A 21,176-nucleotide genomic window follows, 5' to 3' on the forward strand; every position below is an offset into this window, starting at 1 on the left:
TGCTTGTCGGGACACGCTGAACCATCGCACCCTACTCACCTCAGTGGTCCACTGGACCGCCTCCGTGACACCGTTCGGTACATGCTCACCATCAGCCCACTCACGCCTACAGACCGTGACACCTGGCAGACGCTGTTCGCCGGCTACAACGAGTTCTACGGACGGGTGATGCCGGACGAGTTCTACGACCACGCGTGGGACAGGTTCCAGCATGACGAGGAGGTCCATGCACTCGGTGCGTACCTCGACGGACGGCTGGTGGGCATCGTGCACTTCTTGACCCACGCCAGCACGACCGCGCCGGACTCCTGCTACCTGCAGGACCTGTTCACCGCACCTGAGGCGCGCGGGCAAGGAGCAGCCCGGTTGCTGATCGCCGCGGTGACCGAGTGGGCGAAGGAACGCGGGTGCGGACGGGTGTACTGGTCCACTCACGAGAGCAACGCCACCGCGCGCCGGCTCTACGACCAGGTGGCGGAGAACCGCGGCTTCATCGTCTACACGATCCCGCTGTAGCGCGCAGCGAGCTCCTGACCGAGGCGGGCCAGCTCGGCCTGGACCTCGGGCGGTCCGGTGACCTCGATCAACCCGCCCCAACCCGCCAGGTCCTGAGCGATCATCAGCGGCGTCGGCGCGGTGATCCGCAGACGGACGCGGTCGCCGACCTCGCCGTCGACCTCGCAGTTGCGGCCGAGCCGGTCCTGCATGACCCAGACGTGCTTGCGGTCCATGAGCACGGTCGCGGTGAGACCGGAGCGTCGTTCTTCCATCCGCTCGACGATCTCCTCCCAGGCCTGCGCGAGGTCGAAGTCGTTGGGTCGCTCGAACGACTCGCCGGTGACGCCGGCGTCCTGGATGCGATCGACCCGGAACGTCCGCCGGCCGTGGTCGGTCCCCGCGATCAGGTACCAGATGGCGTCCTTGTCGACGAGCCCGAGCGGATCCACGAGCCGGTCCCGGCCGGAGTAGACCAATTGGACGCGGAGTCGCCGTACGACGGCATCCTGCAGCCGCCGGACGAGTTCCGGTCGCTCGCGGACGTGTGCACCCCAGCGCGCCGGGTCGATGACCACGGCCTCGGCGGCGGCCTGGGCGTGTTCCCGGAAGGTGCCGGGCAGCGCCCGAACGAGCTTCCGGAGCGCCGCCTTCGCCTCTGGCGCGATCGAGGCGGCCGGCCCGACCAGGAGGAAGAGTGCCTGGGCCTCGGTCGCGTTGAGGCCGCTGAGATCGGTCCGCGCGCCACCGACCAGCTGCCAACCGCCGTTTCGGCCGGGCTGTGGATAGACCGGGATCCCGGCGGTGGACAACGCTTCGAGATCGCGCCGGGCGGTGGCGACCGAGATCTCCAGCTCCGCGGCGACCTCGGCCGCCGTGACCCGGCCGCGCGACTGCATCAGCAGCAGCACCGCCACCAACCGATCCGCCCTCACCCGTTGATCGTCGCAGACAAAGCGCTCACCCGCTGAGCACTTCTTGTACTACGTTTGTTGCGGACGGATGCCTTCCGGAACGGGGAGCAATGGCGCACGACGTGAGTCCGACGGCCCGGACGCTGATGGTGCTGGAGCTGATCCAGAACAGTCCTGGCATCACCGCCGAGCACCTCGGCGAGAAGCTCGGCGTCTCCGAGCGCGCCGCCCGCCGGTACGTCGCGATCCTGCGCGAGGCCGACATCCCGATCGAGTCGGTCCGCGGGCCGTACGGCGGGTACCGGGTCGGGCGCGGGTTGCGGCTGGCACCGCTGATGTTCAGCACGACCGAGGCCCTGGGCCTGGTGATGGCCGTTCTCGAGGGCCCGCGGGGCGCCGCGGATCCGGTGGAGAGCGCGCTCGGGAAGATCATTCGCGTCCTCCCGGAGCGAATGGCCCGCTCGACCGACGCGATCCGGAAGGTCAGTGCACGCGGGCCCGATCCTGGCGCGCGGACGCCGGATCCGGAGATCACGGCGCAGCTCGTCAGCTACAGCACGGCCTGCCGGCGGGTCCGGATCCAGTACCGCCGGCACCACGAGGAGTTCCCGATGGAGGTCGACCCGTGGGCGGTCGTCGTACGGCGGGGCCGGTGGTACCTGCTGGGGTGGTCGCACACGAAGGACGCGCAGCGGGTACTCCGCGTCGACAAGGTCACTCGGGTCGAAGTGCTGGACCTTGATTTCACGCCGCCCGCGGATCTCGACCCGTTGGCGGCGGTAGAAGAGCATCTGGCGATGGGCTGGCGGTACCCGATCGAGGTCGTGATCGACGCGAGCCTCGAGGACGCGTCGTGGTGGATCGCGCGCTCGATGGGCCGGATGGAAGCGATCGACGCCACCCACACCCGGTTGCTGGCCAGCACCGACGAGCCCGACTGGTACGCGGCGCAGTTGACGGCGATCAGGTCGACGTACCACATTCTTGGCAGCCCGGAAATCATCGCGGCGTCGAAGGCCCTCGGTCAGCGGCTCCTGGAGGCGACGGAAGCGTGAGCGACATCGAGTTCGCCGGCGAGATCTGGTACTGGCGCGGGCCGGCGCCGTGGTACTTCATCACGGTCCCGGACGAGGAGTGTGCGTTCTTCCAGGCCGAGTCCGGCTTCGTCAGTTACGGCTGGGGGATGATCCCGGTGACCGCGGAGATCGGCGGCACGGTGTGGGACACGTCGATGTTCCCGAAGGACGGCGCGTACGTGCTGCCGATCAAGACGTCGGTGCGGCGGGCGGAGGATCTGGACGACGGCGACGTACCGATGGTGCGGTTGCGGATCCGGGCCTAGGTTCGGTTCGGCGGAAACTGTCGGTGGCCGGGTCTAGCGTTCGCGGTACCTGATCCGAGGAAGGGATTGCGCCTATGTCCACGCTGGCCGGCCGGCCGAACACAGCCCTGATGGTCATCGACGTGCAGAACGGTGTCGTCGGCAACGCACACGAGCGCGACCGGGTGGTGGCGAACGTCAGCACTCTGGTCAGCAAGGCCCGCGCCGGCGGCGTGCCCGTCGTGTGGGTCCAGCACTCCAGCGAGAACCTGGTGAAGGACAGCGACGAGTGGCAGTTCGTCCCCGAGCTCAAACCCGATGAGTCCGAGGCGCTCGTCCACAAGACGTACGCCGACTCCTTCGAGGACACCGACCTCGAGGAGGTCCTCGCCGCGGGCGGCATCGGCCGCGTCTTCGTCTCGGGTGCGCAGACCGACGAGTGCATCCGCTCGACCATCCACGGCGCGATGGTCCGCGGGTACGACGTGACGCTGGTCGGTGACGCCCACACCACCGAGGACATGAGCGAGTGGGGCGCACCGACCCCGGACAAGGTCATTGCCCACACCAACCTCTACTGGCAGTACCATCGCGCCCCCGGCCGCACCGCCGCCGTCCAGACCACCGAAGAGGTGACCTTCACTGGCACCGAGTAGATGGGTGTCGTGGATGTATCAAGTCTGTCTATGAATGAGCGAGAAAGTTGGCATTAGACGTCATGGGTCGGGCGGACGCACTCTCGAAACATGACTACTACAGCGCTCACCACCAGCACTCTGACAGAGCTGATCGCCGGCGTCCGGACCGCGGTCGACGAGCACGCCGATTGGAGTGCGACCGCCGCGCTCGTCGGTGATCAGCTCCGCCGGCATCTGCCGGGTCCGGACGTGCTGACCGCGGAGCAGCGGCTCGGTTCGCCGGAGAACTACCAGAGCCACACGCTGCATGTCGAGCCGGACGGCTCGTTCTCGATCATCGCGATCGTGTGGCGCCATGGGCAGATCACCCGCATCCACGACCACATCACCTGGTGCGTCGTCGGCGTACTGCAAGGCACCGAGCACGAAGATCTGTACACGATGACCGATGACGGTCTCCGGCTGGTCGGTTCGGCCGAGAACCAGGTCGGCGAGGTCAGCGCCTTTGCACCGCCTGGTGACATCCACCGAGTCCACAACACCTATCCGGAGACCGCCATCTCGCTCCACATCTACGGCACCGACGTCACCCGCGTGGGGTCGAGTGCGCGCCGGTACTACGACTGATCTGTCGGCTCAGTCTGCTCAATCGCTTCGGGTCGCTTCAGTCGATGAAGCTGTCCAGCAGGTCCAGATCGGCGGGGGAGAGGTCGAGGTCGGCCGCTTGCAGGTTCTCCTCGAGGTGCCGCTCGCTTGAAGTCCCGGGGATGGCGAGGACATGGTCGCCCCTGCTCAGCGTCCACGCCAACCGGACCTGCGCCGGCGTCGCGTCGTACCGCTGGGCGATGTCCTGGATCGTGTCCGACTGCGAGACGCCGCCGGCTTCGCGGGCGTCGGCCGCGAGGGCGAAGAACGGCACGAAGGCGATCCCGCGCTCGCCGCACCAGCTCACAACGGCGTCGTTGACCCGCCCGAAGCCGACGCCGTACCTGTTCTGCACCGCGACCACCGGCGCGATCTGCCGGGCTTCTTCGAGATGCGGGATCCGCACGTTGGACAGCCCGAGGTGCCGGATCATGCCCTTCTCCTGCAGGCCCGCCAGTACGCCGAAGTGCTCGGCGATCGAGGTCAGCCCGGTCTGCCGGAGGTACACCAGGTCCAGCGTCTCCTGGCCGAGATCGCGCTCGACCAGAGCTGGGAGCTCGTCCGGTCGCGCCAGCCCGTGCCTTGTCGGGCCGACCTTCGTCGCGACGACGAACTGATCGGGGTACGGCGCCAGCGCGTCCCGCACCACCGCGTTCGCCCAGTCCAGCCCCTCGAACTGCCTGCTGTCTCCTTCGGGCGATACCGACGGGTAGAACGCCGCGGTGTCCAGATGGTTCACCCCGAGTTCGACCGCCCGGCGCAGCAGCCGCGCCGCCTGTTCGCGCGAGTTGCTCCCGTCAGCGCCCGCCAACCGCTTCGTGCCGAACCCGACCCGCCGTACCGCGACGTCCCCCAACTGCCAGAATTCCGTCAACTTGCACTCCCCATTTCCTGGTGATAAGTTAGAAGTAGAGAATGCATTCTTTTGGGTATTCTCCATCCCGCCAGGATAATTCTCCCCGGCAATTCCGTCCAGCTTTCTGAGCGATTTTCTTCGCGGCTGTGACGGGGGAGTAGGGCAAAACGCGGTTGAGCCGCCACGGCGCCGATGGGATCGTCGTACCCTCGAGCTCTCCCCGCACGGAGGAACCATGCCCAGCACGCTCATCGAGGTACGCCGGCAGTACTCGGACGCCGACGAGGTCGCCCTGATCGACGCCGTCCACGCAGCGCTCGTGAGCGCGTTCCGGATCCCGCCGGGGGACAAGCACGTCCGCTTGGTGGTCCACGCGCCGCACCGTTTCGCCGTACCACCGGGCCTTGCGCACCCGGAGTTCGCCACGATCGTGAACATCGACTGCTTCGCCGGCCGCTCACTCGATGCCAAACGCAACCTCTACCGCGCGCTCGTGACCAACCTGGAGCCGTTCGGCATCCCCGCCAACCACATCACAATCCTCGTCCGCGACTTTCCTGCTGAAAGCTGGGGAATCCGCGGTGGCCAAGCAGCCACAGATATCGACCTCGGTTTCAAGGTCAACGTGTAATTACCCGGGGAGTACCGTGTCGATCACCTTGCATTTCCATCCGGACCGGCTGCACAACGGCCGCCTGGTGATCGAATCCATGGCTGCCGACGGATGCTATTTCTCCCAATTCGTCATCGGAATCTCCAACGGGGGACTGACGGCATTCCCCGGCGGCGCCCGCTGGAGCTGGGAAAGCAGGCTCTTCGCGGGCCGGTACGACGACCAGCCCGCCCACACTCGCCCGGTCTACGGCGCCTGGAACCACCGCGCCGACCCGTACGGCGGCGCCATCCGCTTCGGCTCGTCATACCTGCGACTTCGCCCGGAGGCCGTCGACCGGGCAACCTTCTGCTTCCCGGACTCCTACCGAGACCCACAGGATTTCGGCGACAAAACCCTGCTCCCACACCTGTGCACATTGGCCGACGACCCAGCCCTGGACGACCTGGACAACTATGTCGAGGCCCATGTCCACGGCCCAGTCAACTTCACCACCGACGTGGAAGCGCTCGTCCTGGACCCGTCCTTCGCCAACACACCCGTCCACACAGCAGCCGCCCACCTGGGCTGCCCAACAGAATTCCACCCCGGCTTCACCGCAACACCCTCAGACCTGGATCCCACCTACCGCGGCCCCCACATCATCACCCTCGCAAAATCCCTAGGCCCCGAACTGACCCCCGCAGTCCTCACAACCGCAGACGCCCCACCCCAAGACCTAAAACACCTCTGGCACTGCCTGGCCCGCTTCGGCCGCAAAACCCAACCGGGGAGCGCCCCAGAACCCATTAGTTGACATAATGCTCCTTATCGGCACTTAGCGGGCTCAGGTTTTTGATGTCGACGATCAGTGCACGGGTCTCTCAGGTCGGTGGTGTTTCGAGGGCCTGCTTGAGGAGGGCGTCGGTCATCCATTGCTGGAGGGCGCTGACTTCTGCGGGCGCGAGTCCGGCGACTCGCGCCTGAGCGCCACCAGTCGCGACGGCGATGGGGCACGCCACCTTGGCCGGTGCCGACTCCCTCGGCTACGCAGCCACACGAGCTACTCCCAAGAACCCGGTCCAGCGATAGCTCTCACAACCTCCAGATAGCGACGAACCGCTGCAGAAGCTGTCTTGTGTCCTTCGACCCGCGAGAGTACGACGGACAGTCCGGCGCCGACCTCCACGTCGGAGGGCGCATTGAGCATCGCCGCCATCTCCGCAGCCTTGTCCAAGTCGCCTCGAGCGATGTGCTTCGCCGCCAGCGGCAGCATGGCAAGGGCGAACACGTCTGGGTCCGGCGCAGGCCCCGGTAGACCGCGGCCCATCAGCTCGAGCGTCTCCGACAGGCCGAGGTTGCCAGCCGTTGCGGCACCGGCCAGCAGCCGAGATTCTCGGGGTATCGGCGCACCCGGCGGCCACAGATACCAATCGACCCACAGCGGAAGGGTCCCAACGTCGTACATAGCCCCCACATACCCGCCGCCGGCCGGTCCGTTGGCCGGCATGTCGAGGGTCAGCAGCGTCTCATCGAGTACACACTCCCCGCCGACAACGATGATGTCCACATCACTCCACTCGTCGCCCCTTCCGGACCCGAGCGAACCAACGAGCCAGACTCCCTCGGCCTGCAGCACCGGCACAGTCTCCGCCAACCATCGCGCCCGCCCAGCAGCCAACGCAGCCACCACACTCCGAGCCTCATCCCGCATCACCCGACGGAGGCTATCCAGGCTGCTTTGCGGCTAGTGGGACGAGGGTGTGTCCGGCGTCGCTTGACCGAGTCGGCGGGCGCGGGTCAGTACGACGCTGAGGGTTTCGAAGCCGAGGTCTGCGTAGAACGCGCGGGCGTTCTGGTTATCGGCGTACGCCGTGACCGAGACCGTGACAGCACCATGCTCGCCCTCGGCCCACGCCACGAACCGCTCCACGAGCTCCCTGGCCACGCCGTGCCTGCGGGCGCGTTCCTCGACGAACAGGCTGCGCAGATAGCCAGTCACCACACCCCGGCGTACCTCACTCGACTCGCTCACCCAGCCGACCAGATGCCCGCACGCTCCTGACTCGTCCGCGGCGACCAGCACCAGTGCCTTCTCGTTGCCCAGTAACCCCGCGAAGTCGGCGGCCCCACGCCGCTGCGGCCACGTGGTGTCGACAATGGGATCGTGCACGCCGGCATCCACAGCAAACAACCGACCCTCGAGCGCAACGAGGTCCTCGACATCGGCCTGAGTCGCGAGGCGGATCTGGATCGTCACCGCACCAGCGAACCACTACCGCGCTGACTGCCTGCCGCGACAGCACCGGTCACGTTGATGACTACGGTGTGGCCGTGCGGGTGGAATCTTGTGTCGGGTGCTAGTTCGCCGGTTCCGATCTCGAACCGCAGCGCCTCCAGTGACCCGTCACTCTCGCTCAGCATCCGGCGCTGGCGAACATACGTGACGCTCTCAGCGAACGATCCGATGAGCGAGAACACAGCCGCGCGTACCTGCCCCACGCCCGTCAGCTCGCCGCGCCACTCGAGGTCGAGGACAAAGGTGTGCTGGTCGTCGATCGAAGTAGTTCGCAGCGCAAGCCGCCCGTCGTCCTGACACCATCGTTCGACATGCGGCAGGAGATGATCCTCGGGTTGCTCGGCGACCCACAGCGACTCCTGGAAGGCCGCGAGCAGATCACTCGCACCGGCGACCAACCGCTTGGCGTCCCCGACGCCGCGTCCGGTTTCGTCATCTTCCCATCGGGCCCGCATGTCAGCACCGTACCCGCCTCGCTCATGCCTGACTAAACCGTGTGCGTCGGCGTGGGGCTTCGGGTTAGATCGGCGCATGGCGAGTGGTGGGTCCGGTGTGAGCTATCCGTTGTTCGATGTGCGGGTCAGTACGCCGCGGTTGGAGCTTCAGGGTGCTTCGGATGAGTTGTTGTTTGAGCTCGCTGACGTGGTGCGTGCCGGGAAGACGCACGCTGAGCCGCTGCCGTACGACGATCCGATCTCGCTCTACGAGCCTGATCCCGACTTGCGCGTGGCCAAGTGGTTGCGGGCGATCTGGCGCGGGCGAGGTCACGTCGACGCCGAGAAGTGGCGGCTGTACTTCGTGGTGGTGGTCGACGGGCGGCCGGTCGGGATGCAGGACCTTTGCGGCGTGAACTTCTCGACCTTCGGGACGTTCACGACGTTCTCGTGGCTGTCGTCGGACCTGCGCGGCCGCGGGCTCGGGCGGGAGATGCGCGAGGCGATTCTGCATCTCGGGTTCGAGGGTCTCGACGCGAAGGAAGCGACCAGCGACGCGTTCGTGGACAACCACAGCTCCAACGCCATCTCACAAACCCTCGGCTACGAACCCAACGGCGCCGACTGGGCTACGCGCCGAGGCGAGCCAGCTCTTCTGAATTGCTGGCGACTCACCCGAGATGCCTGGGAGAAGCGTCGCCGGGACGACATCACGCTTCACAACGTCGAAGCTTGCGAGACCTTCCTACCGCTGCACTCGTGACTACTGCGTCGTACCAACCTCGGGAAAGAGCTCGCGGAGGCGGCTTGCGCTTGTGGGGTCGGTCGGGAGGAAGGTCTCGATCGCGAGGCTTGCGGCGGTGACTTCCAGTGGGGCGCCGATGGTGGCGATCGTGCTGAAGAGGGTGACCTCGCCTAGTGGTGTGCGGAGGTTGAGGGTCACCATCGGTTGCTGGGCCGCGGCGGTCAGCGGGGTGTCCGGGAGGTAGGGCTCGACTTCTTCAAGGAGGTCGGACAGCGCCTGGTTGGCGTCCTCGCGGGATCGGCGGCGAAGTTGGTGGATGAGCGGCACGCTGCAGGCCGCGGTCATCGACGAAATGCTGGGGATGCCGCCGGGGTGGACCGACAGGCGGAGCAGGTTGATGGGCGGCTTCAGGAGCTCGGGGTCCACGCCGTCCCAGAGCAGCGACGCGGCTGGGTTGGCGTCGATGAGGTTCCACAGGCCGTCGACGATGAGCGCCGGGCTGGGCATGTGGGCGTCGAGCAGCCGGCGGAGCGAGTCCCGCAGCGGCTGCATCGACTTGGATTCATACGGCTGATCGAGGTACATCGGCGCGAATCCCCCGGCCAGCAGCAACCGGTTTCGCTCGGCCATCGGCAGGTCGAGATGGTTGGACAGGTGCGCCAGCAGCTGCCGGCTGGGTTGCGCACGGCCGGTCTCCACGAAGCTCAGATGCTTCGTCGACATCTCGGCCTCGAGCGCCAGCTCGAGCTGACTCAACCGCCGGTGCGTACGCCAGAACCGCAGCAGCTCACCGACACTCCGTGGCTCGTCCAGAACGGTCATCGCATCCCCAAGGTCTCGGTCGCCAGCTCAGCGTACGGCGCTGCCGGGCCGACCATCCATTACCTGCTGGGTAACGCGATTCACTGCACCAAAGAGGTAATTGAGCCTCTCCCCCGCGGCTCGCGATCGTTGAGGACGTTCGCAACCTGACCCGCTCTGGAGGGACCCGACATGAAACCGACCTACACCGCCATCGCAACCTCGTCCGGCCGCGGCACCCGAGCCGTCACCTCGGACGGACGACTCGACGTACAACTCGCCTCTCCCCCGGAACTCGGCGGCACCGGCGACGGCCTGAACCCAGAACAGCTCTTCGCCGCCGGCTGGGCCGCCTGCTTCTCCACCACCCTCGACCGCCTGGCCGAGCTCCGTGGGCTGGACGCCAAGGACGTCTCCGTCACCGCCGAGGTGAGCCTCGTCCCGACTGTCGGCAGATTCACCCTGGCCGGCGTACTTCGCGTCGCGCTCCCGGACCATCTCCGCGGCGAGCCCGGCGAGAAGCTGCTCGAAGCCGCCCACAACACCTGCCCGTACTCCCGCGCGGTCCAGGGCAACATCGCAGTCGAAATCCGCGCCGAGTAGCGAGGCCCTACTCCCCCGCCGTCTCAGACTCCTCCGGAGCCGGGTTGGACGGGCGGGTGTGCGCTTCGAGTTGGCGGCGGAGGGTGGCAGCGACCTCTTCGGCTGCTTGATGGGCAGTGGTCAGGGCGGCCAGGCGATCGGTCGCAGCTTGTTTGACGTCGGCTAGTTGGGACTGGTGGTCGGTGCGGAGTTGGTCTCGGTCGGCTCGGTGTTCGGCTCTCAGGGTGTCGAGCTCGCGGCGGTGGTGGTCGCGGGAGTCTCTGAGCTCTTGCAGCGCTTCCTGCAGCTCGGTGGCGAGGCGATCTGCTGATTGCTGGGCGGTTTGGCGCTCCGCCTCGGCCGTGACTCGGGCGATCTGGGCGGTCTCGGCTTCGGTGCGGGCCTCTTGAATCTGCCGGTCGGCAGTCTTCCGGAACTCTCGCACCGAATCCTCGGCCTCCGCTCGCGCCTGCTCCACCTCAGCCCGGGCACCCTCTCGGGCGGCGTCGGCCTCGCGCCGCGCCTGGTCGGCGGCCTTCAGCGCCTCTGCGAGCTCGGCGCGTGCTGCCTCCAACTCCGCCGCGGCCTCCTGGGCTGCCAGGACGGCGTCCTGGGCGGCGGCGTCTGCTTCGTCGCGGGCGTCTTCTGCGTCGGCGGCGCGCTGTTCGGCCTGGCGCCGGCGGTGTTCCTCTTCCCCACGCTGCCGCTCGGCCTCGGCCAGCTGGGCGCGGGACGCCGCCTGCAGCTGCTCGACCTCGGCGGCGACGGCCGCGGAGTCGCCGTACGCGCGGACCGCGTCCACGACACCGGTCAGGAACGTCTGTAGGTGCTCCAGCCGGACGGGCAACTCCCCCATCTGCTTCTCCAGCGTCACCCGAGCGCCTGTCACCGGACCCGACGCAACCCCGGCACGCCGAGCCCCCGCGCCAGGCCTACTACCCAGTCCCCCGCTGAGCCCGGTGGACTCCGACAGGTCGCCGGTCCCGCGCTCCACAAGGCGTTTCACCGTGTTCTTCGCGACCCAAGCGTTCGCCTTGTTGTGCAGCACCAGGCGCCCGTCGACGCCAGGACCCTCCACCCCGCAGTACTTCGGCGGCCGCCCCGGCGTCCCCGGGTCGAGCTGCTTGGGGTTCGGGCAGTCGACGCCCGGGAACTCGCACAAACCGCCACGGGACGGCGCGATCACGTCGGTCTCAGCCGTTGTCATGGATCGCATCCTACTCGATTCGGTCCATTCTGTTTCGTCTTAAGTCCATTCCATTACGTCGATTTCGATTAAACTAAACTGACGATGAGATAGCGCATAATCCCCGTTATGCGCTAGTCTCGGCGAGGTGGACGACGAGCGCGATGACGCATCCCGAGAACTGGTCCGGACTGTTCCAGGAACTGCCGTAGAGGATCCCCGCCCGGACGCCGCCACCGAAGCCGCGGTACGCCGAGCGCTCGGCGCCAGGAAACCGATCGGTGTCAGGCGAACCCCCGAGACCACCACCCCGGACTCCCCCGGCCCAACGCCAGAAATAGTCGACAGGCTCGATCTGCTGAGTGAAGCGCTGACGCCGGAGGTGGTCGCGCTGACCGTGCTCTGGCTGGGCGGGACCCGGCGCGCGAGCCCACAGACGCGGATCGCCTACGCGGACGACCTCCTGCTCTGGGCCGACTGGGCGCGGCGTGAGCTGGGTCGTGACCGGTTCGCACTCGATCTCACCCGAGCCGAGGTGACGATGTGGCTGACCCAGCAGCAGGACGCCGGCGCTGCGGAGTCGTCGGTCGCTCGTCGGCTGTCCACGCTCTCGAGCCTCTACCGGTACGCCGCGAGCTGGGGCCTCCAAGTCGTCAGCCCGATCTCGGACGACGACCACCGGCCCAAGTTCCGCCGCGGCCGCCGAGCCACGTCAGCGCGGGTGCTCGAGGCAGACGACGTACGCGCGATCGTCGCCGCCGCCACCGATGTCCGCGACGCCCTCGTCGTCGGCATCCTCTTCACCGGCGCGCTACGCGTCTCAGAGCTCTGCGCCGCCAACGACGCCGACCGCCAAGACGAAGGCCGCCGCACCTGGCTGGTCATCACCCGCAAGGGCGGCCTTCAGGTACGCGTGCCCCTCGAAACCACCGTCGCCGAACTACTCGACCTGTACGTCGCAATCCGCCCCCGCTGGACCGGCACGGGCCCTGCACCCCTGATCGTCGACGCAACCGGCCAACGCCTGGACCGGCACGATGTCACCCGCATGCTTCGCCGCCTGGCGAAGGCCGCAGGCATCCCTCGTCCCGAGAAGGTCACCCCGCACGCGCTCCGAGCAACGGCGATCACCGACCAGAAGCGTCGCGGCCTGGGTGCCGAGGACATCCAGGAGCTGTCCGGTCATGCCGACGTCCGCACCGTGATGATCTACATCGACGACGACGGCCGCTCCGAACGCGTCGCCGCCATCACCGACGACCTCGGCCGCGTCATGTCGGCTGTACCACGCCATCTCCGCCGCCCGAACTGACGCCGCCCGAACCGGCCGTGTCGCCGGTGTGGTCAGTGCCGCTCGTGCCGCCCGAGCTGCGATCGCTGTCGGGCAAGGCGGGCGAGGTGACCACCGACCGGCGGAGGCCACGGGTCAGCAGAAGCGTGACCACGACAGAGGCGACCGCCATGATCCCCATCGCCCGCGCAGGCGCGACGACCCCGGCGACAACCCCCGCGATCCCAGCCCCCACGGCCTGCCAAATCATCATGCCCTGGCCATAGAGCCCCATCACCTGACCCGACGACGCCTCGTCAGTGTGATGCAGTAACCGATCCTGCAGCGGCAACGAAGCCGCATAACCCGCCGACGCGACAAACGCGAGCACAGCAACCACCACCGACGGAGGCGACAGCAGCAACGCGACGTACGGCACCGCCAGCAGCAAGCGCAACGGCTCGATCAGCCGATCCCGCAGACCAGACCTGACATAACGTCCGATCGCAAGGTCCCCCAGCATCATCCCCGCCGCGGACGCCGCGAACAGCCACCCGGCCGCCGCCACAGCGCCACCGGCCGGACTGTGCGCATACGGCACGAACAGCGCCTCGCACCCGACAATCAGCCCGTTCGGCACCCACAACGCAAGGTAGAGCGGCCGAGTCACCGGAGACGTCAGCAGCCGCCGGTTCACCGCACGAGTACGCCGTACGACGCTCCCGCCACCACCACCGCCACCGCCGCGGGCCGGCCGATCCTTGATCCCGGCAACGATGTTCACGACGCACACCAGATCGGCCACCGCCGCCAGGATGAACAGCTCCGTCGGCGTCAACCAGATCAGCGCGACCCCACCGGCGGCGTACCCGACGACCTGCATCGCGCCGACCGCCAGGTTCAGCGCGGACCGAGCCAGCACGAACGACTCCGCCGGCACGATGTCTCGCACGATCACCCACTGCGTCCCCGAGAACATCGAGTTCACCACATATGGAATCGCCAGCAACACGAACCGGAACTGCCACGGCAACCCGGGGATCACCTGCGGCGCATGAGAGACGAACGCACCAACCATCTGCAGCATCAACGCAGTCCGCGGCCGGACCAGATCCGACGTGGCCAGCAAGAACTGCGAGGTCACCAGCGCAACCAGCGGTCCCCCGAACATCGACAACGCGCTGAGGAACGCCGACCCGGTCGCGTCGTACACCACCGTGCCCAGCGCCAGCCCCGACGCCGCCACCGAGATCATCACCGCGCAGCGATTGAGGAACAGCACCCGGAACTCGCGGACAGCGAACAACTCCCGATACGTCATCACTCAGAGATCGTGCCGCCCCCGAAAGCCGGGGCGATAATGATTCGCGAGGAGGCGAAAACATGGGAACTTGGGTGGTCTCGACCGACCTGCTGGCGCGCAGCCGATTCGTCGTGTCCCGCTTCACCGAGACCGTCGCCGCGCTGATGATCCTGAGCGACGCGCGCCCGCCGGCCGCGCCTTGGCAGCGCACGTTCTACAGCCAGCACCATGAGGCGTACGCCGAGATGCTCGCGGAGGACGACGTACGCCGGGACCTCGCCCAGCGACTCTGGCGGCCGCGCGGCGTCAAACCCGGCTGGCTCGTCGACTTCGTCTCGTTCCCGCCGTTGGGCCCCGACGCGTCCTTCGAGGACGAGCTCGCCCAGCTCCAGACGTGGGACGACGAGCGGATCCGCACCGAGATCAGCACGATGACCGGCGGTCCGCTGCCGACGACCCTGCAACGACCAGGTCTGCGCGAGGCGATGGCCGACGTACTGCGCTGGGTCTGGACCGCCACGCTGCTCTCCGACTGGCCACGCCGCCGGCGCGTGCTCGAGGCAGACGTTGTGTCGAGGACGAGCCAGCTGGCCAAGCAGGGCTGGGAGGGCGTCTTCAACGGCCTCGGCTCCCGGCACCGCTGGGTCGGCGACGGCCACCTCCAGATCAACGGCTACGACCTCCCCAGCCGCGACCTGACCGCCGCCAAGGAGCTCTCGTTCGTCCCTGTGCACAGCCACGGCCACTGGGCCGCGTGGGACCTGCCGGACCGGTTCGCTCTCGTCTACCCGGTCTCGGGCGCGCTGGCGGAGGTCGAGCGGTCGTCACCAGACGGTCTGGCGAGGCTGGTCGGCGCCAACCGCGCCCGAGTCCTGCTCCTCCTCGACGAGCCAAGATCGACCACCCAGCTTGCCGCGCTCACCGGGCTGCCGCTCGGCGCGGTAGGCAACCACCTCCGGGTCCTACTCGAGGCGGCCACGGTCGTAAGACGCAGGTCGGGACGTGAGGTCCTCTACTGGCGCACGTCACTCGGCGACGAGCTGGCCGCGGTCGGCCTGCCGAGCGACTAGGTTGTGCTCCATGGCGAAGCATGTGGTGATGGTCCACGGCACCTGGGGTCGTGGCGAGCATCTGCACGAGGCCCGGGCCGAGTTCGAGGGACGCGGGTACGTCGTGCACACGCCGACCCTGCGCCACCACGAACTCTCGCTGCAGGAGGGCGCGACGAAGATCGCCCCACTCAGCCTCACCGACTACGCGGACGACCTCGTCGAGCTGTGCGAGTCGCTGGACGAGCCACCGATCCTCCTGGGTCACTCCCTGGGCGGTCTCATCGTCCAGCTGGTCGCGGCGCGGACCGAGCTCGCGGGTCTCGTCCTGGTCTGCCCGGCCCCGGCGGAGGGGATCTTCGCCATGTACCCGTCGATGAGCCGGCTGTTCCTCCACCACTACCTCCAGCCGCGCCCGTGGAACAAGCCGCTGTACCCGACCTGGAAGGCGTTCCACACCGGCGGCCGGATCACCCAGACCGAGGAGGCGTCCAGGGAGCTGTACGCCGACCTCGTCTGCGAGTCCGGCCGCGCGTACTGCGAGATGGCCTTTCCGCAGCTGGACCGCCGCAAGGCCTCCCGCGTCAACTACGCGGCCGTCTCCGCACCCGTCCTCGTCTTCGGTGGTCAGAAGGACCTAACCGTCGTCCCCGCCATCTGCCGCACCACGGCCGGCAAGTACGCCAACGCCACCTACACAGAGCTCACCGACGCCGACCACATGCTGCTCACCGGCGCCATCCTGCACACCACCATGTCCCACCTCGACACCTGGCTGAAAGCCAACAGCCTCACCGCCGTACAGGGCGGCGCGGACGTCTAGGGGAAGTCTGCACATTGGGCAACCACCTTTCGAGGGGGAGAGACCAGGTCTCTCCCCCTCGATCACGTTGGACAGATCAGGACGGGTCCTGCAGGACACCGAGGACGTTGCCGTCGGGGTCGGCGAAGGTGGCAACCAACCGGCCGCCGCCGACATCTTTCGAGGCGGACTTCACGGTGCCCCCGGCCGCCGTGATCTCGGCCAGCTTGGCCTCGATGTCCGCGACGTGCCAGTACGAGATCGGCGCGGCCATGTCGCTGTTCGGGACCAGTCCGATCTGCTGGCCTTCGGCCTCGAAGCCGACGTAGTACGGCGAGTCCGCGGCGGGCTCGACGCCCAGCAGGGCGGCGTACAGGGTCTTGGCCTTCTCGAGGTCGGTCACCGGGTGGAGCACGGTCTGAATTCCTTGCGTTGTGGTCATGTCCATCACGCTAGGCGCCCGGCCCCGCCCGGTGCTTCTTGATTCCTGATCAGTTGCCGACGTACTCCGCGAGATGCTTCCCGGTCAGCGTCTTCGGCTTCGCGATCAGCTCCGCGGGAGTCCCCTCGAACACGATCTTGCCGCCGTCGTGACCCGCGCCCGGCCCCAGATCGATGATCCAGTCCGCGTGCGCCATCACCGCCTGGTGGTGCTCGATCACGATCACCGACTTGCCGGAGTCCACCAGCCGGTCCAGCAGCCCGAGCAGCTGCTCGACGTCGGCCAGGTGCAGCCCGGTGGTCGGCTCGTCGAGGACGTAGATGCCGCCCTTCTCCCCCATGTGCGTCGCGAGCTTCAGCCGCTGCCGCTCGCCGCCGGACAGGGTCGTCAGCGGCTGCCCCAGCGAGAGATAGCCGAGCCCGACGTCCGCGAGCCGCTCCAGCACCTTGTGCGCGGCCGGCACCTTCGCGTCGCCGTCCTCGAAGAACGCCACCGCCTCCGACACCGGCATCGCGAGTACTTCGGCAATGTCGCGGCCACCCAGCTTGTACTCGAGCACCGACGCCTGGAACCGCTTCCCGCCGCACTCCTCGCACGGCGACTCGACCGTCGCCATCACACCCAGCTCGGTGTAGATCACGCCCGCGCCGTTGCACGCCGGGCACGCGCCCTCGGAGTTGGCGCTGAACAGCGCCGGCTTCACCCCGTTCGCCTTCGCGAACGCCTTCCGGATCGGCTCCAGCATGCCCGTGTATGTCGCCGGGTTGCTCCGCCGGGACCCCCGGATCGCGCCCTGGTCGATCGCCACGACACCCTCACGGTCCGCGACGGAACCGCGGATCAGCGAGCTCTTCCCGGATCCGGCCACCCCGGTCACGACCACGAGTACCCCGAGCGGTATGTCGACGTCGACGTCCCGCAGGTTGTTGGTCGAGGCGCCGCGCACCTCGAGCACCTCCGACGAGGTCCGCACCGTCGGCTTCACCGAGGCCCGGTCGTCCAGGTGCCGTCCGGTCAGCGTCCCGCTCGTCCGCAGCTTCTCGATCGAACCCTCGAACACGACCTCGCCACCACCGGAGCCGGCACCCGGCCCGAGGTCGACGACGTGATCCGCGATCGCGATCGTCTCCGGCTTGTGCTCCACGACGAGCACGGTGTTGCCCTTGTTCCGGAGCTGGATCAGCAGGTCGTTCATCCGCTGGATGTCGTGCGGGTGCAGGCCGATCGTCGGCTCGTCGAACACGTACGTCACGTCGGTCAGCGACGACCCGAGGTGCCGGATCATCTTCGTCCGCTGCGCCTCACCGCCGGAGAGCGTGCCCGCCGGCCGCTCGAGCGACAGGTACCCGAGCCCGATGTCGACGAACGAGTCCAGCGCGTCGCCGAGCGCCTTCAGCAGCGGCGCCACCGACGGCTCCTTCAGCGCCCGGATCCAGGCGGCGAGATCGGTGATCTGCATCGCGCACAGGTCGGCGATGTTCTTGCCCTTGATCTTCGACGCCAGCGCCTCCTGGGAGAGCCGCGTCCCGCCGCAGTCCGGGCAGGTCGTGAACGTCACCGCGCGCTCCACGAACGCGCGGATGTGCGGCTGCATCGCCTCGACGTCCTTGGACAGGAACGACCGCTGGATCGCCGGGATCAGGCCGGAGTAGGTGAGGTTGATGCCCTCGACCTTGATCTTGGTCGGCTCCCGGTGGAGCAGGTCGTGCAGTTCCTTCTTGGTGTACTTCTTGATCGGCTTGTCCGGGTTGAAGTAGCCGGAGCCGCGGAAGATGCGCCCGTACCAGCCCTCCATGCTGTAGCCGGGGATGGTCAGCGCGCCCTCGTTCAGCGACTTCTCGGCGTCGTACAGCGCGGTCAGGTCGAAGTCGGTGACGGACCCCATCCCTTCGCAGCGCGGGCACATGCCGCCGGCGTACACCGCCTCGCGGACGACCTTGCGCTCACCGGCGCCCTTGTCCGCGGTCATCGAGCCGGTCGCGATCCGCTTCGGCACGTTGAACGAGTACGCCGTCGGCGGCCCGGCGTTCGGCGTGGCGATCCGGCTGAACAGGATCCGCAGCATCGCGTTCGCGTCGGTCGCCGTACCGACCGTCGAGCGCGGGTTCGCGCCCATCCGCTCCTGGTCGACGATGATCGCGGTGGTCAGGCCGTCGAGTACGTCGACGTCCGGGCGGGCCAGGTTCGGCATGAAGCCCTGGACGAACGCGGAGTACGTCTCGTTGATCAGGCGCTGCGACTCGGCCGCGATCGTGCCGAACACCAGCGAGCTCTTGCCCGAGCCGGAGACCCCGGTGAACACCGTGAGCCGGCGCTTCGGGATCTCGATGCTGACGTCCTTCAGGTTGTTCACCCGCGCACCGGTGACCCGGATCAGGTCGTGACTGTCTGCTTCGTGCTGCTTGGCGGCCATCGGTGTCCCCTCGTGGTCCTGGCTCAGGAGGCCTGGTTGATCCGGATGTGGTTGCCGCTCGGGTCGCGGAAGGCGCAGTCCCGGATGCCGTACGGCTGGTCGATCGGCTCCTGGATCACCTCGGCGTCGGTCGCCTGCAGCCGCTCGAACAACCCGTCCAGGTCGTCGGTCTGCAGCACCACCGTCGCGTAGGTGCCCTTGGCCATCATCTCGAGGATGGTACGGCGCTCGTCCTCGGTGATTCCGGGGTCGACGGCCGGCGGAGTGAGCACGATCGAGGTGTCCGGCTGACCGGCCGGGCCGACCGTGATCCAGCGCATCCCCTCGTACCCGACGTCGTTGCGTACCTCGAAGCCGAGGACGTCGCGGTAGAACGTGATCGCCGCCTCGGGGTCGGTGTGCGGCAGGAAGCTGTGCAGTATCTTGAGGTCCATGGGCGTCACGCTACGTGCTGGACGCCGGTGATGCTTCTCGATTCCTGATCGGTCGGGTGACCTGTTTCGCCACGCACGACGGGATCCCGAGCGTCGCGTCGGCCGCGCGCTCGCGGTACACGCTCGGCGGCATCCCGACCAGCTCGGCGAAACGGGTGCTGAAGGTGCCGAGCGACTGGCAGCCGACCGCGAAGCAGACGTCGGTGACGCTCTGGTCGCCGCGCCGCAGCAGCATCATCGCGCGCTCGATCCGGCGCGTCATCAGGTACCCGTACGGCGACTCTCCGTACGCGCGCTTGAACTCCCGGCTCAGGTGCCCGGACGACATGTGCGCACCCCGGGCCAGCGCGTCGACGTCGAGCGGCTCGGCGTACTCGCGGTCGATCCGATCCTTGACCCGCCGCAGCCGCACCAGATCGGCCAGCCGTTGCGCGTCACTCGTCCCGGTACTCATCCCTGAGATCGTGCCACGGCCAGGCACGGAAGTCATACCTCCGGCCGGGACCGAATCCTCAGCGGCCGGTCGTGCCGTCGAGCTGTTCGCGGATGATGTCGGCGTGGCCGGCGTGGCGGGCGGTTTCGTTGATGACGGCGAGGATGGCCCAGCGGAGGTTGTGGGTCTTACCGCTGCGGGTGACGGGGGTGTCGGGGTCGCCGAGGTTGGTGACGATGTCGTTCGAGGCGGCGCACGCGGCGCGGTAGTTGGCGCGGAGGGTGGCGAGGCTGGTCGCGGGGTCGACCTGCATGGAGCGCTTGCCGCGGCTGGGCTTGCCGCCGGTGACGATTTCCTCGAACCAGTGGGACTCGACGAAGGTGAGGTGCTGGATCAGGCCGGCGATATTGGTCCCGGAGTCGACCGTGGTGCGGCGGGCGTCGGCTTCGCTCAGGCCGGCGAGCTTCTTGAGGACCCCGGCCCGGAGGCTTTCGAGGGTTTCCAGGAGTTGCTCGAGCTCGGTCATCGTCGGCACGGGCCGATCGTTGCGGCGAGGCCGTTGTGGTCGGACACAGGGATTGGATACCACTCGCTGTCGTCCGCGCACCAGCCGGGGCTCACGAACAGGTGGTCGATCCGGACCATCAGAGCGGTCCACTTCCCGATCTCCGACGGGCGTCCCCAGCGGTCGAGCATCGCGTCGTCCAGGTGCTTGGTGAGGACGCGGTAGTCCCGGCCGCGGTCCGTGGTGTTGAGATCGCCGGTGACGACGACCGGCGTGTGCTCCTGCTCGGCGCGCTCGACCCGGAGCGCGATCTGCTCGATCAACCGGTGATGCCCAGCCACGGTCGTCTGGTACGACGCTCCGTTGTCGGTGCTCGAGTTGTACGTCGACCCGCCCGACGTCCACCACGGCCGCGGAACGTGCACCGCGATCACGTCGAAGTCACCCGAGGGCGCCTTGACCCGGAGCATGAATCCGGGCAGGTCAGGTCCCGGCCGTTCCAGGATCTCGAGCGGCCAGCGGCTGAAGATCCCGATCGCGGGGCCGTTCCACTCGTGCACCTGTTCGGGGTACGACTGCGAGAGCCGTCCGGTGAGTGGCGGCCCGATCTCGGACACGACCAGAACGTCGGCCTTGAGCGCCAGCAGGTTGTCAGCTCCGTCCAGCTCGCCGATCCCGATGTTGCCCGCTGCGATCCGAACGCCCCGGCTGGTGTCCACGGCCCCGACGCCGTCCGGGATCCACGGGACCACGGTTCCGACGATCCCGACCAGCAGCGTGGAGATCGCGAACGCGACCAGCGCGCGGCGGCGTCTCCCGAGCAGCCCGACGACGAGCGCCGTACCCGCCGCGAGCAGCGGCAGCAGGATCGCTGCCACGTCCGTGACCACGCCCAGCCGGTCCCGGACCAGGAACCATGCCCACGGCAACAATCCCCCGACCAGGAGCCCGGCGTACCGCCGGCTCCGCACGGACGACGTACCTGTCCCCACCCCTGTTTCGCTCCCCACCACCCTC

Annotated in this window: 26 protein-coding genes; 12 read left to right on the top strand and 14 right to left on the bottom strand. The window is 68.0% G+C overall.

The annotated features are described in order from the left end of the window. The first annotated feature begins 81 nt into the window (after positions 1-81). Positions 82-516: a GNAT family N-acetyltransferase gene (locus AB0E69_RS20870; RefSeq protein ID WP_360148112.1), complete on the top strand. Its 435-nt coding sequence runs from the start codon at positions 82-84 to the stop codon at positions 514-516. Here AB0E69_RS20870 and AB0E69_RS20875 read toward each other — a convergent pair. Next, positions 498-1,430, bottom strand: coding sequence for a WYL domain-containing protein (locus AB0E69_RS20875; RefSeq protein WP_360148115.1), 933 nt, complete (start codon positions 1,428-1,430; stop codon positions 498-500). The genes AB0E69_RS20870 and AB0E69_RS20875 overlap by 19 nt on opposite strands. 89 nt (positions 1,431-1,519) lie before the next feature. Here AB0E69_RS20875 and AB0E69_RS20880 point away from each other — a divergent pair, with 89 nt between their 5' ends. From AB0E69_RS20880 to AB0E69_RS20895, 4 genes are all read left to right on the top strand, one after another. Further along, positions 1,520-2,464, top strand: coding sequence for a WYL domain-containing protein (locus AB0E69_RS20880; RefSeq protein WP_360148118.1), 945 nt, complete (start codon positions 1,520-1,522; stop codon positions 2,462-2,464). Continuing rightward, positions 2,461-2,751, top strand: coding sequence for a DUF1905 domain-containing protein (locus tag AB0E69_RS20885; protein WP_360148121.1), 291 nt, complete (start codon positions 2,461-2,463; stop codon positions 2,749-2,751). The genes AB0E69_RS20880 and AB0E69_RS20885 overlap by 4 nt, the downstream gene beginning before the upstream one ends. Before the next feature lie 74 nt (positions 2,752-2,825). Further along, positions 2,826-3,386 (top strand): isochorismatase family protein, encoded by a 561-nt coding sequence (locus AB0E69_RS20890; RefSeq protein ID WP_360148124.1) that lies wholly within the window; start codon positions 2,826-2,828, stop codon positions 3,384-3,386. 90 nt (positions 3,387-3,476) lie between these two features. Beyond that, positions 3,477-3,995, top strand: a complete 519-nt coding sequence (locus tag AB0E69_RS20895; protein WP_360148127.1) for a cysteine dioxygenase family protein — start codon at positions 3,477-3,479, stop codon at positions 3,993-3,995. Between the two features lie 37 nt (positions 3,996-4,032). Here the strand turns inward: AB0E69_RS20895 and AB0E69_RS20900 are convergent, their stop codons facing one another. Beyond that, a complete protein-coding gene (locus tag AB0E69_RS20900) occupies positions 4,033-4,887 on the bottom strand; it encodes an aldo/keto reductase (protein WP_360148130.1) in 855 nt (284 codons plus the stop codon). Between the two features lie 217 nt (positions 4,888-5,104). On the opposite strand from AB0E69_RS20900, the gene AB0E69_RS20905 reads away from it, so the two are divergent. Together AB0E69_RS20905 and AB0E69_RS20910 are read left to right on the top strand one after the other, a co-directional pair. After that, complete coding sequence (locus AB0E69_RS20905) at positions 5,105-5,500, top strand: tautomerase family protein (RefSeq protein ID WP_360148133.1); 396 nt, start codon at positions 5,105-5,107, stop codon at positions 5,498-5,500. A 16-nt stretch (positions 5,501-5,516) separates the two neighbouring features. Continuing rightward, positions 5,517-6,278, top strand: coding sequence for a DUF3626 domain-containing protein (locus AB0E69_RS20910; protein ID WP_360148136.1), 762 nt, complete (start codon positions 5,517-5,519; stop codon positions 6,276-6,278). A gap of 246 nt (positions 6,279-6,524) precedes the next feature. On the opposite strand, the gene AB0E69_RS20915 is transcribed toward AB0E69_RS20910, so the two are convergent. From AB0E69_RS20915 to AB0E69_RS20925, 3 genes are read right to left on the bottom strand one after another with little or no spacing between them, the layout of a single operon-like run. After that, the gene (locus AB0E69_RS20915) at positions 6,525-7,178 is read right to left on the bottom strand and encodes a nucleotidyltransferase domain-containing protein (protein WP_360148139.1); all 654 of its coding nucleotides are present in this window, start codon (positions 7,176-7,178) and stop codon (positions 6,525-6,527) included. Between the two features lie 30 nt (positions 7,179-7,208). Then, on the bottom strand, positions 7,209-7,721 hold the full coding sequence (locus AB0E69_RS20920) for a GNAT family N-acetyltransferase (protein WP_360148142.1): 513 nt from the start codon (positions 7,719-7,721) through the stop codon (positions 7,209-7,211). Next, complete coding sequence (locus AB0E69_RS20925) at positions 7,718-8,215, bottom strand: hypothetical protein (protein WP_360148145.1); 498 nt, start codon at positions 8,213-8,215, stop codon at positions 7,718-7,720. Before AB0E69_RS20925 ends, AB0E69_RS20920 begins: the two co-directional genes overlap by 4 nt. 97 nt (positions 8,216-8,312) lie before the next feature. Between AB0E69_RS20925 and AB0E69_RS20930 the strand changes: the two genes are divergently transcribed. Further along, complete coding sequence (locus tag AB0E69_RS20930; RefSeq protein ID WP_360148148.1) at positions 8,313-8,957, top strand: GNAT family protein; 645 nt, start codon at positions 8,313-8,315, stop codon at positions 8,955-8,957. Here AB0E69_RS20930 and AB0E69_RS20935 read toward each other — a convergent pair whose 3' ends face one another. After that, a complete protein-coding gene (locus AB0E69_RS20935; RefSeq protein ID WP_360148151.1) occupies positions 8,958-9,761 on the bottom strand; it encodes a helix-turn-helix transcriptional regulator in 804 nt (267 codons plus the stop codon). A 171-nt stretch (positions 9,762-9,932) separates the two neighbouring features. Here AB0E69_RS20935 and AB0E69_RS20940 point away from each other — a divergent pair, with 171 nt between their 5' ends. Continuing rightward, positions 9,933-10,343 carry an Ohr family peroxiredoxin gene (locus AB0E69_RS20940; protein ID WP_360148154.1) on the top strand — a complete coding sequence of 137 codons (411 nt, stop codon included), beginning with the start codon at positions 9,933-9,935 and terminating at the stop codon, positions 10,341-10,343. 7 nt (positions 10,344-10,350) lie between these two features. Here the strand turns inward: AB0E69_RS20940 and AB0E69_RS20945 are convergent, their stop codons facing one another. Then, positions 10,351-11,529 (bottom strand): ATP synthase F0 subunit B, encoded by a 1,179-nt coding sequence (locus AB0E69_RS20945; protein WP_360148157.1) that lies wholly within the window; start codon positions 11,527-11,529, stop codon positions 10,351-10,353. Between the two features lie 127 nt (positions 11,530-11,656). Between AB0E69_RS20945 and AB0E69_RS20950 the strand changes: the two genes are divergently transcribed. Beyond that, positions 11,657-12,820, top strand: coding sequence for a tyrosine-type recombinase/integrase (locus AB0E69_RS20950; protein WP_360148159.1), 1,164 nt, complete (start codon positions 11,657-11,659; stop codon positions 12,818-12,820). Here the strand turns inward: AB0E69_RS20950 and AB0E69_RS20955 are convergent. Beyond that, positions 12,780-14,099: a hypothetical protein gene (locus AB0E69_RS20955; protein ID WP_360148534.1), complete on the bottom strand. Its 1,320-nt coding sequence runs from the start codon at positions 14,097-14,099 to the stop codon at positions 12,780-12,782. The two genes, AB0E69_RS20950 and AB0E69_RS20955, sit on opposite strands and share 41 nt — an antisense overlap. Positions 14,100-14,161: 62 nt before the next feature. Between AB0E69_RS20955 and AB0E69_RS20960 the strand changes: the two genes are divergently transcribed. Then, the gene (locus AB0E69_RS20960; protein ID WP_360148162.1) at positions 14,162-15,151 is read left to right on the top strand and encodes a helix-turn-helix domain-containing protein; all 990 of its coding nucleotides are present in this window, start codon (positions 14,162-14,164) and stop codon (positions 15,149-15,151) included. Between the two features lie 10 nt (positions 15,152-15,161). Next, positions 15,162-15,953 carry an alpha/beta hydrolase gene (locus AB0E69_RS20965; protein WP_360148165.1) on the top strand — a complete coding sequence of 264 codons (792 nt, stop codon included), beginning with the start codon at positions 15,162-15,164 and terminating at the stop codon, positions 15,951-15,953. Between the two features lie 76 nt (positions 15,954-16,029). Here the strand turns inward: AB0E69_RS20965 and AB0E69_RS20970 are convergent, their stop codons facing one another. Genes AB0E69_RS20970 through AB0E69_RS20995 form a run of 6 tightly spaced genes read right to left on the bottom strand, consistent with a single transcriptional unit; the run spans position 16,030 to position 21,169 of the window. Beyond that, a complete protein-coding gene (locus tag AB0E69_RS20970; RefSeq protein WP_360148168.1) occupies positions 16,030-16,374 on the bottom strand; it encodes a VOC family protein in 345 nt (114 codons plus the stop codon). Positions 16,375-16,423: 49 nt separating this feature from the next. Beyond that, positions 16,424-18,787, bottom strand: coding sequence for an excinuclease ABC subunit UvrA (locus AB0E69_RS20975; RefSeq protein WP_360148171.1), 2,364 nt, complete (start codon positions 18,785-18,787; stop codon positions 16,424-16,426). A gap of 23 nt (positions 18,788-18,810) precedes the next feature. Next, complete coding sequence (locus tag AB0E69_RS20980; RefSeq protein WP_360148174.1) at positions 18,811-19,221, bottom strand: VOC family protein; 411 nt, start codon at positions 19,219-19,221, stop codon at positions 18,811-18,813. 10 nt (positions 19,222-19,231) lie between these two features. Next, positions 19,232-19,675 (bottom strand): AraC family transcriptional regulator, encoded by a 444-nt coding sequence (locus AB0E69_RS20985; RefSeq protein ID WP_360148177.1) that lies wholly within the window; start codon positions 19,673-19,675, stop codon positions 19,232-19,234. Between the two features lie 58 nt (positions 19,676-19,733). Continuing rightward, positions 19,734-20,180: a DinB family protein gene (locus tag AB0E69_RS20990; protein WP_360148537.1), complete on the bottom strand. Its 447-nt coding sequence runs from the start codon at positions 20,178-20,180 to the stop codon at positions 19,734-19,736. Continuing rightward, complete coding sequence (locus tag AB0E69_RS20995; RefSeq protein WP_360148180.1) at positions 20,177-21,169, bottom strand: endonuclease/exonuclease/phosphatase family protein; 993 nt, start codon at positions 21,167-21,169, stop codon at positions 20,177-20,179. Before AB0E69_RS20995 ends, AB0E69_RS20990 begins: the two co-directional genes overlap by 4 nt. Positions 21,170-21,176 lie beyond the last annotated feature (7 nt).

Source organism: Kribbella sp. NPDC026611, from assembly GCF_040638345.1.
GTDB lineage: Bacteria > Actinomycetota > Actinomycetes > Propionibacteriales > Kribbellaceae > Kribbella.